This is a genomic window from Vibrio navarrensis (genome assembly GCF_000764325.1).
GTDB classification, from domain to species: Bacteria; Pseudomonadota; Gammaproteobacteria; order Enterobacterales; family Vibrionaceae; genus Vibrio; species Vibrio navarrensis.
On the sequence record NZ_JMCG01000001.1, the window covers coordinates 1,503,174 to 1,521,020 of the forward strand.

General features: G+C 49.4%; 16 protein-coding genes. 11 read left to right on the plus strand and 5 right to left on the minus strand.

From position 1 onward, the window contains the following. Nucleotides 1-96 precede the first annotated feature (96 nt). The 4 genes from EA26_RS06765 to pabB all read right to left on the minus strand — a co-directional run bounded on the left by EA26_RS06765 (nucleotide 97) and on the right by pabB (nucleotide 5,154). The gene (locus EA26_RS06765; protein ID WP_039425981.1) at nucleotides 97-1,458 is read right to left on the minus strand and encodes an L-serine ammonia-lyase; all 1,362 of its coding nucleotides are present in this window, start codon (nucleotides 1,456-1,458) and stop codon (nucleotides 97-99) included. Between the two features lie 105 nt (nucleotides 1,459-1,563). Then, the gene (locus EA26_RS06770) at nucleotides 1,564-2,817 is read right to left on the minus strand and encodes an aromatic amino acid transport family protein (RefSeq protein ID WP_039425984.1); all 1,254 of its coding nucleotides are present in this window, start codon (nucleotides 2,815-2,817) and stop codon (nucleotides 1,564-1,566) included. Between the two features lie 287 nt (nucleotides 2,818-3,104). Further along, entirely contained in the window at nucleotides 3,105-3,737 is a 633-nt protein-coding gene (locus EA26_RS06775) for a CoA pyrophosphatase (protein WP_052079645.1), read from the minus strand. 16 nt (nucleotides 3,738-3,753) lie between these two features. Then, a complete protein-coding gene (gene pabB, locus EA26_RS06780; protein ID WP_039425989.1) occupies nucleotides 3,754-5,154 on the minus strand; it encodes an aminodeoxychorismate synthase component 1 in 1,401 nt (466 codons plus the stop codon). Between the two features lie 163 nt (nucleotides 5,155-5,317). Here pabB and EA26_RS06785 point away from each other — a divergent pair, with 163 nt between their 5' ends. The 11 genes from EA26_RS06785 to EA26_RS06835 all read left to right on the plus strand — a co-directional run bounded on the left by EA26_RS06785 (nucleotide 5,318) and on the right by EA26_RS06835 (nucleotide 16,421). Beyond that, the gene (locus EA26_RS06785) at nucleotides 5,318-6,841 is read left to right on the plus strand and encodes a fumarate hydratase (protein WP_039425992.1); all 1,524 of its coding nucleotides are present in this window, start codon (nucleotides 5,318-5,320) and stop codon (nucleotides 6,839-6,841) included. A 128-nt stretch (nucleotides 6,842-6,969) separates the two neighbouring features. Continuing rightward, nucleotides 6,970-7,155 carry a hypothetical protein gene (locus tag EA26_RS06790; protein WP_039425995.1) on the plus strand — a complete coding sequence of 62 codons (186 nt, stop codon included), beginning with the start codon at nucleotides 6,970-6,972 and terminating at the stop codon, nucleotides 7,153-7,155. A 143-nt stretch (nucleotides 7,156-7,298) separates the two neighbouring features. After that, entirely contained in the window at nucleotides 7,299-8,675 is a 1,377-nt protein-coding gene (locus tag EA26_RS06795) for a YcjX family GTP-binding protein (RefSeq protein WP_039425998.1), read from the plus strand. Then, the gene (locus EA26_RS06800) at nucleotides 8,672-9,706 is read left to right on the plus strand and encodes a YcjF family protein (protein ID WP_039426000.1); all 1,035 of its coding nucleotides are present in this window, start codon (nucleotides 8,672-8,674) and stop codon (nucleotides 9,704-9,706) included. The genes EA26_RS06795 and EA26_RS06800 overlap by 4 nt, the downstream gene beginning before the upstream one ends. A gap of 86 nt (nucleotides 9,707-9,792) precedes the next feature. Then, complete coding sequence (gene tyrR, locus EA26_RS06805) at nucleotides 9,793-11,331, plus strand: transcriptional regulator TyrR (protein ID WP_039426001.1); 1,539 nt, start codon at nucleotides 9,793-9,795, stop codon at nucleotides 11,329-11,331. 5 nt (nucleotides 11,332-11,336) lie between these two features. Further along, nucleotides 11,337-11,912, plus strand: a complete 576-nt coding sequence (gene rimJ, locus EA26_RS06810; RefSeq protein ID WP_039428838.1) for a ribosomal protein S5-alanine N-acetyltransferase — start codon at nucleotides 11,337-11,339, stop codon at nucleotides 11,910-11,912. A 2-nt stretch (nucleotides 11,913-11,914) separates the two neighbouring features. Continuing rightward, complete coding sequence (locus EA26_RS06815) at nucleotides 11,915-12,502, plus strand: HD domain-containing protein (RefSeq protein WP_039426004.1); 588 nt, start codon at nucleotides 11,915-11,917, stop codon at nucleotides 12,500-12,502. A 9-nt stretch (nucleotides 12,503-12,511) separates the two neighbouring features. Next, on the plus strand, nucleotides 12,512-12,985 hold the full coding sequence (locus tag EA26_RS06820) for a DUF2947 domain-containing protein (protein ID WP_039426006.1): 474 nt from the start codon (nucleotides 12,512-12,514) through the stop codon (nucleotides 12,983-12,985). 210 nt (nucleotides 12,986-13,195) lie between these two features. Further along, nucleotides 13,196-14,614 carry an SLC13 family permease gene (locus tag EA26_RS06825; protein ID WP_039426009.1) on the plus strand — a complete coding sequence of 473 codons (1,419 nt, stop codon included), beginning with the start codon at nucleotides 13,196-13,198 and terminating at the stop codon, nucleotides 14,612-14,614. A gap of 3 nt (nucleotides 14,615-14,617) precedes the next feature. Then, nucleotides 14,618-15,976, plus strand: a complete 1,359-nt coding sequence (locus EA26_RS06830; protein ID WP_039426012.1) for an ATP-binding protein — start codon at nucleotides 14,618-14,620, stop codon at nucleotides 15,974-15,976. After that, nucleotides 15,945-16,421: a response regulator gene (locus EA26_RS06835; RefSeq protein WP_039426015.1), complete on the plus strand. Its 477-nt coding sequence runs from the start codon at nucleotides 15,945-15,947 to the stop codon at nucleotides 16,419-16,421. The genes EA26_RS06830 and EA26_RS06835 overlap by 32 nt, the downstream gene beginning before the upstream one ends. Nucleotide 16,422: 1 nt before the next feature. On the opposite strand, the gene EA26_RS06840 is transcribed toward EA26_RS06835, so the two are convergent. Beyond that, nucleotides 16,423-17,742 carry a GGDEF domain-containing protein gene (locus EA26_RS06840; RefSeq protein ID WP_039426018.1) on the minus strand — a complete coding sequence of 440 codons (1,320 nt, stop codon included), beginning with the start codon at nucleotides 17,740-17,742 and terminating at the stop codon, nucleotides 16,423-16,425. Nucleotides 17,743-17,847 lie beyond the last annotated feature (105 nt).

Below are 17,847 nucleotides of genomic sequence, written 5' to 3' on the forward strand. Positions count from 1 at the left end.
AACAAGTCGTTAGCAGGTAAAACTAAGTAAAGAAAAGTAAAGCAGAAACAAAAAGCCCGACGTTTTCACATCGGGCTTTCTTATTGAAGGGCTTAATTAACAGATCACTTTGATCGCCAAACCACCTTGTGAGGTTTCACGGTATTTCGCGTTCATGTCTTTACCGGTTTCCAACATGGTTTCGATAACCTTGTCCAGAGAAACACGGGGTGCCGATGAACGGCGCAAAGCCATGCGAGTCGAGTTGATCGACTTGACCGCCGCAATGCCGTTACGCTCGATACAAGGAACCTGTACTTGACCTGCGACTGGGTCACAGGTGAGGCCAAGGTTGTGTTCCATAGCAATTTCAGCCGCCATACAGACTTGCTCAGGGCTGCCGCCCATCAGCTCAGCCAGGCCAGCTGCCGCCATAGAACAAGCAACGCCGACTTCACCCTGACAGCCAACTTCTGCGCCAGAGATCGAAGCGTTACGCTTGTATAGACCGCCAATCGCGCCAGATGCAGCGAAGTAGCGAATGTAATCTTTCTCCGTCACGGTTTGGATAAACTTGTCGTAGTAAGCCAAAACCGCAGGAATGATACCGCACGCACCGTTGGTCGGCGCGGTGACGACACGGCCACCCGCCGCATTCTCTTCGTTCACGGCAAAGGCGTACATGTTGACCCAGTCAACCACCGCCATTGGATCGTTGGAGGTTTTTTCAGAGGTCAGCAGTTGTTGACGCAGCGCCGCCGCACGGCGTGGTACGCGCAGTGGTCCAGGCAGAATGCCTTCGGTATTCATGCCGCGTTCCATACACTCGCGCATTGTGCGCCAGATGTTGGCAAAGTAAGTGCGTGTCTCTTCATCAGAGTGCAGAGCGTGCTCGTTTTTCATGACGAGTGCGCTGATCGACAGGCCGCTCTCTTTACACTGGTTGACCAACTCTTCCGCACTGGTAAACGGGTAAGGGACTTTGATCGAGCTTTGAGTCTCTTTACCAAAGTTCTCTTCGTCTACGATGAAACCACCACCAATCGAGTAGTAGGTTTTCGAGTAGACTTTTTCATCGTCAATCCAAGCGTGGATCTGCATGCCATTTTCATGCAGCGCGAGGTTAGTGCGATGGAAGTTCATGCCGCCTTCACGAGGGAAGGAGACGGTATGACAGTGCATACCAACAGGCAGGCGTTCAGTTTCTTCTACACGAGCGATAAAGCCCGGAATGGCGTCGATATCCACTTTCTCAGGGGTATTGCCAGCAAGACCCATGATGATAGCGATGTCGGTGTGGTGACCTTTCCCTGTCAGTGATAATGATCCATAGACGTCAACGGTGATTTTAGTGATGTCGCGCAATTTTCCCATTGAGCGTAGGTCATCAATAAACTCTTTACCCGCCTTCATTGGTCCAACTGTGTGTGAGCTGGATGGACCAACGCCGATCTTGTAGATATCAAATACACTAATCATTTTGATTACCTCAAAAGTAAGCCTCCCGAGGGAGTGGGAGGCTTGGTCTTATGGTTATTTTTGTCTCTTTATTCTCATCGTAATTCTGATCGTAGTAACGTGAGATTAAAGCGCGCCGTAGATTACAGAAGTAATAGACGCAAGACCACAGATAACTGTAAAAATCTGTACAGGCGCTGAAGTTTTGAACTTCGCCATTGCAGGCACTTTCTGCATTGCAAACACTGGCATCAAGAACAAGATAGCGGCAATCATTGGCGCGCCCATGGTTTCAATCATGCCAAGGATGCTTGGGTTAACAATCGCGACAATCCAAGTGGTGATCACGATGAACACAAGAGAAGCTTTTTCAATCTTGCTGATTGATGCGTTTGAACGAGATTTGAATAGACCAACCAAACCTTCATGCGCACCGAGGAAGTGGCCGAAGTAGCTAGAGGTGATCGCTGCAAACGCCACTAGTGGACCTAAGTAAGAGATCAGCGGAGACTCGTGCACGTTTGCTAGGTACGAAAGTACCGAAATGTTTTGCTCTTTCGCGGACGCCAGTTGCTCAGGAGACATAGAAAGTACCACTGAGAAAACGAAGAACATCACAAAGCCCATCAGCATCATTGCCGCGCCGCCAGTGATAGCGTCGGTTTTCTTCACCGCTTCGTCACCGAACTGTTTGCGCTGCTCTTTAGAGAACTGAGAAATGATCGGGCTGTGGTTGAAGGAGAACACGATGATTGGAATCGCTAGCCAAACCACGGTAGGCATCGCTGACCAATCCGGTGCTACTTCCATCATGGAAGTGTTCCACTCTGGGATCAGGTAGAAAGAGAGTGCCAGCAGAACAAAAACCAGTGGGTAAACCATCGCGGAAGTCGCTTTGAGCATCAGCTCTTTGCCAAACACCACGCCGGCGGTCATCGCTAGGATTAACGCACCAGATAGCAGTGGACGTGGAATAGAAGCCATGCCCATTTGGTTGACGAGGAAAGAATCCACTGTGTTAGTGATACCAACACCGTAAATTAGAACGATTGGGTAGATAGCGAAAAAGTAGGCAAAAGTAATAAGGTTTGCGCCAGTCTTACCGAAATGCTCTTCTACAGTGTCTGTAATGTCTGCTTCAGGATTCTTAGAGGAAAGGACGAAACGTGCCAAAGATTTGTGCGCGAACCAAGTCATTGGTGCGGCGATCAGAGCCAACATAACTAATGGCCAGAAGCCGCCCGCGCCTGCTTTAATTGGCAGGAACAGTACACCAGCACCGACAGCGGTACCAAACAGCGATAGGCACCAAGTGAAATCTTGGTAAGTAAACTTACTAGACGATTGTACGGCAGAAGCCGTATTAGAGGTTGTATTCATTTGTAATACTCATTTTTGGGAACAGGAAATAAGTCGGGTGCAATTTTGCAATTTTTTCTTGCAAGAAAAGTAGATCTAAATCATGTATTGGTTGAGCTTATTGAATGATATGTCAAAAACCGGTTTTTTATCACGAAAATGATGTGCTACACCTGATTATTGCTAATGCAATCGATTAGAAAAAGTTATTCGAAGGGCGGTTTGTATAAATTTTTCTCACGTTAAACGTTTGCTTTATTTTTTCATGAGATAAATTAAGGCAACAAGATTAGCTGAGGTAATTTCGGCTAGCTTAATTTCACCAATTGCTGCTGCATGGCGTGAATGATTTGCGCCGTCATTCCCCAGATGAAATGATGCTGGTAGGGAATGGCGAACACGCGATGATGCGACTGATTGACGCGAAATTTGGCACTTCGCAACTGCTGGCGATCAAGAAGATGGCGCACAGGCACTTCAAACACCTCCTCGACCTCGTTTCTGTCGATGCGCGTTTGGTAATCAGCGGCGACAAAAGCCAAGATTGGGGTCACTTTATAGCGGCTGACCGTCACCAGTTCGGGCATCTGGCCGAATACGGAGATCTGTGATGGCGCAATGCCCACCTCTTCAAATGTCTCTCTGAGCGCGGTGGCCACTAGCGACGAATCGTCGGATTCAAATTTCCCTCCGGGGAAACTGATTTGCCCCGGATGATGTTTGAGATGCGAAGCGCGTTTGGTGAGGATCACATTCAGCCCATGGCTACGCTCGACAAAACCGACCAAGACCGCGGCTTTTCTCAGCTGAGTGGGATTGAGATGGGCCACGCGGCCTAAACTTTCGGCATGGTAACCAACCGGAAGGTGCAACTGAAACTTTTGCAGTAGTGTGTCTCTATTTAGCTCAAGCAAAGTCGCACCTCGTGGTAATCGTTCGATGAAAATTTGACGGAAGTTACTCTAATATTGGCAGTATTTTTCCAAGTTTGTCGAGTGTCTCCTGATATTCCGCCTCACATTGGCTGTCTGCCACCACGCCGCCGCCGGCCCATGCGTACAATTTGCCTTGCTCGGCCACTAAAGTACGAATGGTGATGCTGGTATCCATGTGCCCATGACGACTGAGATAGCCAATGCTGCCGCAATAGGCACTGCGACGATGCGGCTCCAGTTCCTCGATGATCTCCATGGCACGAATTTTTGGCGCACCAGTGATGGAACCGCCGGGAAAACAAGCACGCAGTAAATCGGCGGCGGTGTAGGGTGAATTGAGCTTAGCGCGGATTGTACTCACTAAATGATGCACCGCAGGAAAGCTCTCAATATCAAAGAGCTTAGGCACATGCACGCTGCCGGGTTGCGCCACTCGACCGATGTCATTGCGCAGAAGATCGACAATCATCAGATTCTCTGCCTGATCTTTTTCTGCGCTGGCGAGTTCCTGTGCGGCCAGTTCATCTTGCGTTGCATCGATACTGCGCGGACGAGTGCCTTTGATTGGCTTGGTTTCAATCACATTCTCTTTTAACTGCAAAAAGCGCTCAGGAGAGACACTTAGGATTGCGGCATGTTGCAAACGAATAAACGCAGAAAAGGGCGCTTGGTTGCTCTTTTCCAGCTTTTGGTAAGCCTGCCACTCACTACCTTGATACTCGGCGCAAAAACGTTGTGCGAGATTGATCTGGTAGCAATCGCCACTGAGTAAGTAGTGTTGTACTTGCTCAAACTTGGAGCGGTACTGGTCACGGCTCATATTGGAGTGCCATGCAGAGCGCAAGGCAAACGGCGTTTGCTTTGCTGCGCTTTGCTCATTGAGCCACTGCCAAGCGGCCTGCGGATTGACACCAACCAATTGAGCCGTTTGAGCTTGATGATCCACTACCAGCGCCCAAGAGTAGAGACCAACCGCCATGTCGGGGGCGGCGATATCTTGGCTGGCCAGTGTTGGCATCTGCTCAATGCGCCGACCAAGATCATAGCTAAAATAACCAAGCGCTCCGCCAACAAACGGCAAGTCTGCGTCAAAGCGCAGCGCAGGCAATAACTCACTTTGGTAGCGATCGAGCAATGCAAAAGGATCGTCTTCATAGTAGCGAGTTTCGCCATCAATGCAGACGACGGTTTGCGGCCCTTCGGTTTGTAACGTGGCCAGCGGATTGGCGACCAAAATATCAAAGCGGCTATCTATGTGCGTCTCGGACGCAGAACGCAATAGCATCGCCCAAGGGAGGTGTTGAATTGGCGAAAACAATGACTGAGCCAGATCGGATTGATAGCTTAATGCTTTGACCGCAATGGTATTGATATCGCTGTTGTTCATTTGTTTAATTTGTGACAAAGAGTTTGATTGCTGCATAGCGTGTGATGGAAAGCAAGGGTATCATAAAACGAAATAATTTCGCTTACTTAGTTCGCTCAGCATCAAACACTAAGTCGGATTGATTTTGTTCGATTTTCCGCTCAACCTGTGTTGAACACTAAATAAGTTATACGGAAGCATAACTATAACGAGGCATGCAATGACAGTAATTCGCACGCAGGACGTGATCAGCAGTGTTGCTGATGCACTCCAATACATCTCTTACTACCACCCTCTCGATTTCGTTCAAGCCCTTGAAAAAGCCTACCACCGTGAACAAAGCCAAGCCGCGAAAGACGCGATTGCGCAAATTCTGATCAATTCACGCATGTCGGCAGAAGGCAAGCGTCCTATCTGTCAGGACACGGGTATCGTGACCTGTTTTGTCAACATTGGCATGGGTGTGCAGTGGGATTCCACCGAAATGACGGTACAGCAGATGGTCGATGAAGGCGTGCGTCAAGCCTACACCAACCCAGACAACCCATTGCGTGCGTCGGTGCTGATGGATCCAGCAGGAAAACGTATCAACACCAAAGATAACACTCCGGCGGTGGTGCATATCAACATGGTTCCGGGTGATAAAGTCGAGATTCAGATCGCGGCCAAAGGCGGTGGCTCTGAGAACAAAACCAAGATGGTGATGCTCAACCCGTCTGATGACATTGCGGAGTGGGTGGAGAAAACCTTGCCGCTGATGGGCGCGGGTTGGTGTCCACCCGGCATGCTGGGCATTGGTATTGGCGGTACGGCTGAGAAAGCGGCGGTACTGGCGAAAGAATCCTTGATGGAGCACATCGATATTCAAGAACTGATTGAGCGTGGCCCACAAAATGCCGAAGAAGAGCTGCGTTTGGATATTTTCAACCGTGTGAATCGCTTGGGTATTGGCGCGCAAGGTCTTGGCGGTTTGACTACGGTCGTAGACGTAAAAATCAAAACCGCGCCAACACACGCAGCGTCTAAGCCTGTGTGCATGATCCCGAACTGTGCCGCTACGCGTCACGTGCATTTCACCCTTGATGGCAGTGGCCCCGCTGAGCTGACTCCGCCGAAATTGGAAGAGTGGCCAGACATCACTTGGGATGCGGGTGCCAGCGCACGTCGTGTCAATCTCGATACCGTAACCAAAGAAGAGGTTCAGCAGTGGAAAACAGGAGAAACCTTGCTGCTGTCAGGCAAGATCCTCACTGGCCGCGATGCTGCGCACAAACGCATTCAAACCATGCTGCAAAACGGCGAAGGTTTGCCTGAAGGGGTTGATCTCAAAGGTAAGTTTATCTACTACGTTGGCCCGGTGGATGCGGTGGGTGATGAAGTGGTTGGCCCAGCAGGCCCAACAACGTCAACACGTATGGATAAATTCACCGACATGATGCTTGATGAAACGGGCATTATGGGCATGATTGGTAAAGCGGAACGCGGCCCTGCAACCGTTGAATCAATTAAAAACCACAAAGCGGTATACTTGATGGCTGTGGGCGGCGCCGCTTATTTGGTGGCGAAAGCAATCAAGAAAGCGCGTGTGGTTGCGTTTGAAGATCTTGGCATGGAAGCGATTTACGAGTTTGACGTGCAAGACATGCCTGTCACCGTGGCGGTTGATTCAAGTGGTGTCAATGCGCACCAAATCGGTCCAGATACTTGGAAAGTGAAAATTCAGGAAATGGATTTGCACAAGTAAGAATGTGACAAAGGACTGATTTCACTGGGTCCTATTTGACACAAGTGCAGCGCAAGCTGCACTTTGTCTTACTAGCAAACGGGTTCCATATGGCTTGGATATCCGCATAATCTGATCAGGAGAGCTCAATGCCTCGTTTTATTCAAATTCTACAAATCATTTTGGCTGTCGTTGTCGGTGGTTTGATCGGTTACGATCTGATTCTTAACGGCATCAGCATCTTTAACGACAAATACGTTACCGTCACTTGCGTACTGTGGCTGATCTTAGAAATTGCTCTGTTTGTTATCTACAAACTGATCGAAGACGACTAAATCTTCGTGATTGTCCCTGTAAGCCTCTGATTTTTATCAGAGGCTTTTTTGTTCATTTGCGATTAATATTGATAACGTTATGGTGCGCAATCAGATTTTAATCGGCGTAAAGCCACGGCTAATCGCGAGGAGCTAAAGAAAAAATGAAGAACATTACCCGCGAAGTGAATGATCTCATCCATCGCAGCTTGGATTCACATTTGCGTGTCGCCGTGACAGGCTTGTCGCGTGCCGGCAAAACGGCGTTTATCACGTCCTTAGTCAATCAACTGCTGCACACCTCGACTCACGACAACTTACCTTTGCTGAGTTGCGCTCAAGACAAACGTCTGATCGGCGCAAGGCGCGAGCCACAAAGTAACATGATGGTGCCCAGATTCGCCTATGACGAAGCGATGGAGCACATTTGCCAAACGACGCCGCAGTGGCCGCAGCCTACGCGGGATGTGAGCGAAATTCGCTTAGCGATCAAGTATCGCCCACAAAAACGCAGCCGGAAATTACTCGGTAAAACCTCGGTCTTACACCTCGATATTATCGATTATCCCGGTGAATGGTTGTTGGACTTGCCCCTGCTTGAGCTGGACTTTAACGCTTGGTCAAACAGTCAATTTGCCGCTTTAAAAGGGCGACGTGCTGAACTGGCGCAAGATTGGCTAAATAAGCTGGCGGAGCTCGATCTTGAGGGCGACGTCAATGAAAAGCAGTTGCAGCAACTCTCCGAAAGCTACACCGACTATTTGCACCGCTGCAAAGAGGCTGGGCTGCATTGGGTGCAACCGGGACGCTTTGTTTTACCGGGTGAACTGGCTGGCGCACCTGTGCTGCAGTTTTTTCCTTGTCGTTTCGACGCAGCAGCCGAGGTGAAGAAAAACAGCAATTTAGAGATGCTGAAAAAGCGCTACCAAGAGTATCAGCAGAAGGTCGTCAAAGGCTTTTATAAGCAATATTTTGCCACCTTTGATCGCCAAATTGTGCTGGTGGATTGCTTGCAGCCGCTCAACGCGGGGAGTGAGTCGTTTTATGATATGCGCGAGGCACTTGAGCAGATCATGAAGAGTTTCCGCTACGGCAGAAGTGGGCTGCTCAAACGTCTTTTTGCCCCCAAAATCGACAAAGTGCTGTTTGCCGCCACCAAAACAGACCACATAACGCCGGATCAACATGCAAATTTAGTCTCTCTGCTGCAACAGATGGTGCATCCAGCTTGGCAAACCGCCGCTTATGAAAACATTGAAATCAGCTGCATTTCTATGGCGTCGGTGCGTGCCACGCAGGCGGGTTTCATCGCCAATGGCAGTGAAAGTGTGCCCGCCATTCAAGGTCACACTCTGGATGGACGTTCGCTGACGCTGTTTCCGGGTGAAGTGCCAAAGAAGATCCCTGATGTCGATTTTTGGCAGCGCAGCGGCTTTGATTTCACCGCTTTTCGTCCTCTGTCTGCCGATTGGCAAGAGCCGCTGCCACATATTCGCCTCGACAAAGCGTTAGAGTTTTTGCTGGGAGATAAACTGCAATGAGTGATTTCAAACCCAAACACGTTTTTGAGCAAACCCGCTTTTCTGCTGATCCTCAGCAGCCCGAGCTAACTGCGCAGCAGCAGTTTACCGCGGCAGAAACATTTGTTCCTGCCGCCAATGAAACGGCGCAAGAAGAGCAATCGGCTGAATTGCAATTGGCCGAGGTTATCCGTCCGTCATCGTCGCGTCGCTGGTGGTTTGGCGGGCTATTTAGTGCCTTCACTGGCTTGGTGGGCTGGCAGGCGGTGGATACGCTGCTGACGGCACTGCAAGCGGGGGATTGGCTTACCTTAGGCTGGTCAGCATTTCTCTCCTTACTAGCCGGGCTTGGGTTGTCTGCGATAGTGAAAGAGCTATGGAAGCTGCGCAAACTGCGCCACCTTTTTAGTTCGCAACAGCAAGCCGAGCAATTGCTTTCCAGTGACGATGTGGGCAAGGGTAAAGCGTTTTGTCAGGAGATGGCACGGCAAAGTGGTATCCCTGCTGAAAACCCCGCGTACGATCGTTGGCGCAACAGCATCAACGCCACTCATAGCGATGCCGAAGTGGTGCAGATGTACGATGCGATGGTCGTTACCCAGCAAGACAAGCTGGCAATGCAACTGGTCTCGCGTCACGCCACTGAATCGGCGGCGTTGGTGGCGATCAGCCCTTTGGCTTTGGCTGACATGCTGCTGGTGGCTTGGCGCAATTTCAAGATGATTGATAACTTGTCGCAAGTTTATGGGGTGGAGTTGGGCTACGCCTCTCGCATCCAACTTCTGCGTCTCGTGCTGGCAAACATGGCTTTAGCTGGGGCAAGCGAGTTGGCGATTGATGCTGGCGTGGATCTGATGTCGATGGATCTTGCAGGTAAGTTATCTGCGCGCGCTGGGCAAGGCGTCGGTGTGGGCATTTTGACCGCAAGGCTCGGCTTAAAAGCGATGGCGCTGCTTCGGCCCATTCCGTGGCAGCCGCAGACGCAAGTGAAACTATCGGCGATTCGCAAGGAGATTATCACTAAAGTCGCTTCTCTCGCTCTCAAACCTTAAGCTTTCTTTATGGTTAGCTTGACGGTAGACCAAGCTTGGTAGAAACTACTGTCAACTTTTCGTGACAGTATGAATTAGGATAATCTGTGCGTCTTGAAGTCTTTTGCGAAGACAGACTCGGCCTGACCCGAGAGCTGCTCGATATTCTGGTATCAAAAAACATCGACCTGCGGGGGATCGAAATTGATATCAGCGGCATTATTTATCTCAATTGCCCCGACATCGATTTTGATACTTTCAGCTTGCTTATGGCCGAGATTCGTCGCATTTCTGGTGTGAAAGACGTGCGTAAGATCCAGTTTATGCCGATGGAACGGCACAACACGGAACTGATCTCTCTGGTCAACAATCTGCCCGATCCTGTGCTGGCGATGGATGTCAAAGGCGCGGTGGATATGGCGAACCGAGCGGCTCTAGCGCTGATTGGCAAAAGCGAAAAAGAGGTGATCGGCGCTCCCATCAGCACTTTGCTGCCCAATCTCAAATTCAGTCGTTGGTCGGAAGGTAACCGTCAACGGGAAAATATGGTGATTGATGGCTTGGATTACATGCTGGAATTTATGCCAGTGTATATTCAAGATGAAGCCAAAGAGTCCACCTTCGCCAGTACGGTCGTGATGATCCGCAGTGTCAAAGCGAACACCGTCATTGGTGATACGCTACCGCTGCATAATGAGCTTGGCTTTGAACATTTTGTTGGTGTGTCCAATCGTCACAAGGCGCTCATCAGCCAAGCGAAAAAGTTAGCCATGCTCGACCAACCACTGCTGATTGAAGGCGAAACAGGTACGGGTAAGGAGATGCTGGCGAAAGCGTGCCACAACCGTTCCAATCGCGCAGGTAAGCCATTTCTCGTGCTCAGTTGCGCTTCGATGCCCGATGATGTCGCAGAAACCGAACTTTTCGGTCACGCTCCGGGCTCGTTTAACCACCAACAAGGGCACAAAGGCATTTTCGAGCAAGCCAACGGTGGTACGGTCTTTTTAGATGAAATTGGTGAAATGAGCCCTCACTTGCAAATCAAGCTGTTGCGCTTTTTGCAAGATGGCAACTTTCGCCGCGTTGGCGCCGAAGATGAAATGCATGTGGATGTGCGCATCATCGCTTCAACCAAGCATCAGTTGTCGGTGCTAGCCGAAGCAGGTTCGTTTCGTGAAGATCTCTTCTATCGGCTGAATGTCCTCACCTTGACCATTCCGCCTTTGCGTAGCCGTTCGAATGACATTGCTGCTCTGCTGGATCTGTTTGTTGCCAAACATGCGCAAAAACTGGGTATTCGCAAGCCGAGCTATGAAGAGGGGCTATTGGATGAGCTAATGGCTTATCAGTGGCCTGGCAATATGCGCCAGTTGGACAACATGGTGCTGCGTGCCTTGACCGAAATGGAAGAGGAAGAGCTGAAAGCGGAATATTTCCACTTACCTCAGCCGCAAACGGTGGCCGGGGCGGCGACACAACTGAACTTAGATGGCTCTCTTGATGACATTATGCGCGATTACGAAGCTCAGGTGCTTGAGCGCCTCTATCAATCATTCCCATCCAGTCGCAAACTGGCAAAACGACTGAATGTGTCACACACCTCGATTGCCAACAAACTCAGGGATTACGGAATAAGAAAAAATTAACCATGATGGAAGAGAGTCAGTTAGGTCTACATAAAACAGAACAAGAATTTACGTTACGCACGGCGACGATTGCGGACGCGCAGATGATTACCCACTATTTTCAGAATAACCGTGCATTTCTCAAACCGTGGGAGCCAGTGAGAGAAGAGGAGTTTTTTACCGTCGAAGGTTGGACAAAAAAGCTCATCAAACTGGAAGAACTGCATCGGATGAATTTGGGTTTTTACTGTTTGTTAATCGATGCTGAAACGCAGCAAATGCTGGGCACCATCTCTTTTAGCAATGTCTCCCGTTTCCCTTTTCACGCCTGTTCGGTCGGCTATTCACTGGCCGAAAGTGCGCAAGGGAAAGGCTACATGCGTCGAGGGCTCAAACTCGCTTGCGAGTACATGTTCAAAATACAGAATATGCATCGTATTCAAGCGGCTTACATGCCTCACAATCAGCGTAGTGAAGCGGTACTCAAAGCGCTGGGTTTTGTCAGAGAAGGGTACGCGCAAGACTACTTATTGATTGATGGCAAATGGCGCGATCATGTTTTGATGTCGCTGACCCACCAAGATTGGTCGCCAAGGAGCTAAGCATGCAAAGAATGGAAAAACAGTTGGCGCTGCTGATGGAGTTAGACAAGCTCAAATCGGTTTTGCGCCGCACTCGGGTGAAAAGCGCGGATAAGCGGTTAGAAAACAGCGCCGAACACAGCTGGCATGTTGCTCTAATGGCATTGCTGTTTGCAGAACACGCTAATGAGCCAGTGGACATCAGTCGCGTGGTGAAAATGTTGCTGCTGCATGATGTGGTGGAGATTGATGCGGGCGACACCTTTGTTTATGATGCCGCAGCTTCAGAGCAGCAGGCCGAAAAAGAGTTGGCTGCGGCGCAGCGTCTGTTTGGCATGTTGCCTGACGATCAGCGCGATGAGCTCTCAGCATTGTGGCATGAGTTTGAAGAGGCGCAAAGTGCAGAGGCCAAATTTGCCAAAGCGTTGGATAGGCTGATTCCCATGTTGCTCAATTTTCACAATCAAGGGCAGAGTTGGCGTGAACATGGCGTTACACGCGAGCAAGCCCTGACGATTAACCGAAAAATTGAGCTTGGTTCTCACGCTTTGTGGGAAAAAGCGCAAGAAATTATTGAACAAGCGACCCAAAACGGGTGGTTAAAAGCGTAAGGAAGATGAATGTCTTATTTAGCTTTGGATGAATACCAAAGGAAATGGATTTTTACTCACCAGTCGATGCCAGTGCCGCAAGACGAGCTGATGCATATCCGACCGATGAGTCAGGCAAGAGCGGCGCAATTTTGGAAAGAGAATATCAGCCCGCAAAGCCCGGACGCTGAGCGTCTTAGTAGCCAAGATTGGCCAATGAAAGCCAGTAATTGGCTAGAGGAAATTGATTGGATGGCGACTTGGGAAGCCGATGATCCTCAGCTACCCGATGCCATTTTGCAGCATATCGATTGGCAAGATGACGTTACTGTCTATTTTTGTTACGAGAAGCACAACATCATCGAGACTAAGTGGAGTACCTTCCGTAAACATTGGAAGAATTTTCTTTTTTACGACGATGGCCCAATTTTACTTGGGCGACGTCGAAGCCAAGCGCTATGGTTTTCGACCGATGGAACGGTCAAACTGGGTGAGCGCAGATAAAAGCTTTAGGAGAAAGCAGTGTGAAAACGCTGCTTTTTTTATGCAGATAGTGAGCACTGACACATATGTAACAAGTTTTTAGCAAGGATTTGTTATTCATTGATCTAACCCCAAAAACCTTAAGTCAGAAAAAGGCGATAATTCAATCTCGGTCCTGATAGAGTTTAAACTCTAGCGGTGGTTGTCGAATCTCAGGAAGAGAAGTTGTTTATGCGTCAATATCTTAAGTACATTATTCCGATCCTCATTCCGGCGATTATTTTGCTTTTGCCACTCTCCGCTTTCCCCTTTGAAGGCATGACGTTAGTGCAACAGCGCGTCATTGCCATCTTCCTGTTAGCGGCTCTATGTTGGGTGTTTGAGCCGATCCCTATTTATGCCACCTCGGTTGTGATCATCGTATTAGAACTGTTGCTGGTCTCGAACAAAGGCTTGTACCTGTTTCGTGCTGGTGAAGGGAGCGCGCAGTTCGGCAAGCTACTCTCCTACAACGAAATCATGGCGACCTTTGCCAGCCCGATCATCATGCTGTTTTTAGGCGGCTTTTTCCTAGCGATGGCGGCAACTAAGTACCGTTTGGATGTCAACCTAGCAAGGGTACTGCTCAAGCCTTTTGGTCAAGATCCTAAGTTTGTGATGCTAGGGCTCATGCTGATCACCGCCATTTTCTCGATGTTTATGTCAAACACCGCCACAACGGCCATGATGCTCTCCATCTTAACGCCGGTCATCGCCGTGTTTGGGCCGAAAGATCCGGGTCGGGTTGCGTTTGCGCTGTGCATTCCGGTCGCCGCCAACATCGGTGGCATCGGTACCCCGATTGGTACGCCACCTAACGCCATCGCCTTGAAATACTTGGTTGGTGACAACCTCATCACTTTTGGGGAGTGGATGATGTTTGGCGTTCCCTTTGTGGTGATTATGATGGCGTTAGCTTGGCTTTTGATCAGCCGACTCTTCCCAGCTGAAATGCCAAAAATCGAGTTATCGATCAAAGGTAAGTTTCTGAAAACGCCGAAAGCGATTGTGGTTTACGTGACTTTTGGCCTAACCATTTTGCTCTGGCTAATGGGTTCTGCGCATGGGATGAACTCATACACAGTCGCGCTTATCCCTGTCGCTATTTTCTCTATCACGGGCATTATCAATAAAGAAGATCTGAAAAAGATCTCTTGGGATGTGCTCTGGTTGGTCTCGGGTGGTATCGCGCTTGGCCTCGCATTGGACAAAACTGGCCTTGCTGCGCTGGTGGTGCAGAGCATTCCGTTTGACCTGTTCTCACCCTTGGTGGTGCTGTTTGGTGCGGCGTTCCTTTGTCTTGCAATGGCGAACTTTATGTCGCACACCGCCACGGCTAACTTACTGATGCCGATTATGGCGGCGCTTGGCACGTCGATGGCGTCACTCAATGAACTCGGCGGCGAAGTGACTCTAATTCTGGTAGTGACTTTCGCGGCATCTCTGGGAATGTCTTTGCCAATCAGTACACCACCAAACGCGCTGGCACATGCGACAGGCAATGTGCAGAGTAATCAAATGGCTAAAGTTGGCGTGGTGCTCGGAGTGGTGGGGGTATTGCTCAGTTTTATCATGGTGTGGGTACTCCACGCAGTAGGGCACATTGGTTAAGCGATGTACATGACAAAGCTTGAAGCCTTAGTAGAACGCTATTTCACCGATCCGCTACGTCAGGTCACTGTGGGGGCTGGGTCGGTGCTCATTATGCAAAATGGCCACAATGATCGACTTTATCTGGTGCAATCCGGTGAGCTGGAAGGGTTTTACATCGATCCAGGTGAAAATAAACAGACGAGGATATTCTCAGCCTCGCCCGGAGCGTTTATTGGCGTGCACAGTTTTTTCTCAGGGACGTGGACGGCTTCCTCAACGGTGATCGCAAAGACAGACGCGACCTTGGCGTGGATTGACCGGTGCACCACGGCCATCGACAGCGAGCAGCATGGCCCGTTAACCAGCCAATTTATGCCTGTGATTGTCAACGAGTTGTCACGCAGACAAAGACGATTGACACAAGAAGCAGTGGCTAAAGAGAAAGCCTTGCAGCGGCTGCATATGGCAGAGCAAATGACCACCTTAGGCCAGTTGGCGGCTGGCCTTGCTCATGAGCTTAACAACGCGATTGGCGTAGTTAGCAGTAAGTCGCAGCGCCTTGAAAGTATCATCATGCAATTACTGCAAGAGCAGCATCCCGAGGCGAGTCAGTTTTTTGATTTCGGCTTATTACAGGGACAAAGTGTCCCCACCAGTGAGGCGAGAAACTGCGCGAAATTGTTAGAGCAAAAGTACTCGATTGAGCGTAATCAGGCTAAGGCGCTCGCCAAAGCGCTGCCTTATGGCATGCTGAACGCCCATTGGTTAAACAACCCCGATGAGGCCATCCGTTACTGGAGTATTGGCTGTGATTTGCATGATCTGCGTTTGGCTTCGCGTCATGCGGTGGCGATTGTTAAATCGGTGAAACAGCTTGGCCGTACTGATGCCGATCGCATCACCAAAGTGAATGTGAATGATACAGTTAACCAGGCATTGGCGCTGTTGCAAAGTGAGTTACGTCGAGTAGACGTTCGTCTGCGCCCATCTAATGTCGACACAATTTGGGCCTCCGATACAGAATTGGTGCAAGTGTGGGTCAACATCATCAAAAATGCCTGTGACGCTATGGCGATGACGCCAGAGCCTGCGCTTGACATCCGTGTTCGCCAGGATGGCAATAAGATTTTGGTGACGATTGCAAACAACGGCCCTGAGTTGGATGAAGCGACTCGACGCAAAATTTTTCAGCCGAATTTCACCACGAAGAAAGGTGGGCTGTCGTTTGGTTTGGGCCTAGGGCTGGCGATTGTGCGGCGAATTGTGACTGGGTTAGGTGGGTCGATTGCGGTGAAAAGCAACCAAGAAGCGACCATTTTCAGAGTGAAACTGCCAGTGGAGGGAAATCATGGAGAAACTGAATCTCATTTGCGTGGATGATCAGCGTGAGGTATTAAATGCCGTCTCGCAAGATCTAGAAACGCTGTCGTCTTGGCTGAATATTGAAGAGTGTGAATCGGGAAGTGAAGCGTTGGAGCTGATTGACGAGTTGGATGCCGATGGCGAGTTTGTTGCTGTGGTGATTTCTGATCACGTGATGCCCGGCATGACAGGCGTAGAACTGCTACGGGAAATGCACAGTGATGCGCGCTTTCGGCAGACAAAAAAAATATTGCTCACCGGGCAAGCAACTCACAGCGACACCATTGCAGCGATCAATTCCGCCGGGATAGTGCGCTACTTTGAAAAGCCATGGCAAAAAGCGGATTTGGTCAACTGTGTGCGCACGTTAGTCACCGAGTTTATTTTTGACCAAGGTTTGGATTACAGCGCTTGGCAGGAGGAGCTCGATCAAGCGGTGGTGTTACAGCGCTTGCACCAATGAATTAGGTCGCTGGTTGAATATTATTGCGCCCGGCGTGTTTCGCTTCATAAAGCTTACTGTCGGCCAAGCGCAATGATTCTTCCAGTGAGCCGTTTAGCAAGCAGAACCCTCCGGAAATGGTAACATTTGGTGCTTGGTTGGCTTGTGCAATATCGGTGCGAATACGTTCTAAGACAACCCGCGCATCTTCCGCTGTATTGGTCTGAATCAGCAGGAGAAACTCCTCTCCGCCAATGCGAAATGCATAGTCGCTTACTCGGATGCGGCTTTTGATCACGTTGGCGACGCGACGTATCACCTGATCGCCGATGTCATGCCCGTAGCGATCATTAATCAACTTAAAGTGGTCAATATCCAACATGCCAACAAAGTAGCGGCTGCTTGGCGTGATTTTCTTTTCTATTTCTAGCAGATAGTGACGATTGTGCAGCCCTGACAGAGCGTCTAAGTAGGTGATCTTTTTTAGTTCTGATTTGTCTTTGCGTAGCCGATACAAGTAGTAAGACACGCCAAGTGTTAAGGTGATGAGCAGCAAAAACAGATAGAAATATTTGGGGAGCAGATCCTCATTACGAACGACTTTCAGCAGCAAGTTTTCCTTACCATTTAATACACCGATATTTTGATAGACCACAGTAAAGTCGTCATACTCCACCGCACCGGAATGTTTGCGAGTGCGATTGAGCTCTTGCAGCAAAAGCGGGTGGGCATCCTCCAAATAGCTGTAGGTGGGAATGCCCAAATAGGAACTGGAATAGACAAAGCCATCCAAGCCAAGCAGTAGCATGTCTTTTTGATCGACACTGGCCAATAGATTGAGATTGACAGTCAGAACGAGATAGCCCTGCAGAACACCGTCGGCGTAGATGGGGGCAAATTCGAGAAAATGGCCTTGTTCTGCTTCGAGTAAAGTCTGCACCTGGGACTGATTGAGGTTGCTGGTATAGAAGCGATTGTAAGCAAGAATACGATCGTAATAGCGATAGTTTGGCTCTGGGATTTTGCTCACCACTTGCATATCGACCACTAGATCTTGTTCACTGAGTAGGTGCTGAGCCAAGTCATCAAACAGATGGGGATAGGTTGTATATTGCTTTACCACTTCGCTATAGCGAAGCGAAAGGTAACTGGATACCAACTGCTTACGTAAGATTAATGTTTCAGCGGTTTCACCAAGCTGGCTCGACAGGCTCTGCAGTTTCTCTCGTTTGATGTAGTTCATTGGCGTGTTAAAGAGAAATATCACCACGATCATCAGTAACAAACTTCGTAGTTCAATCGTCGCCTTTGAGGGGGATAGCCCTGAGTAATAGAGAATCATAATGCCTGTGCACCAACCACAACACAGGCATAGTATCTGCCGAAAAAAACGCCATCCAGACACTTTGAATTAAGTTTTTATGACAGGAAGGAAAAATTAGACTGA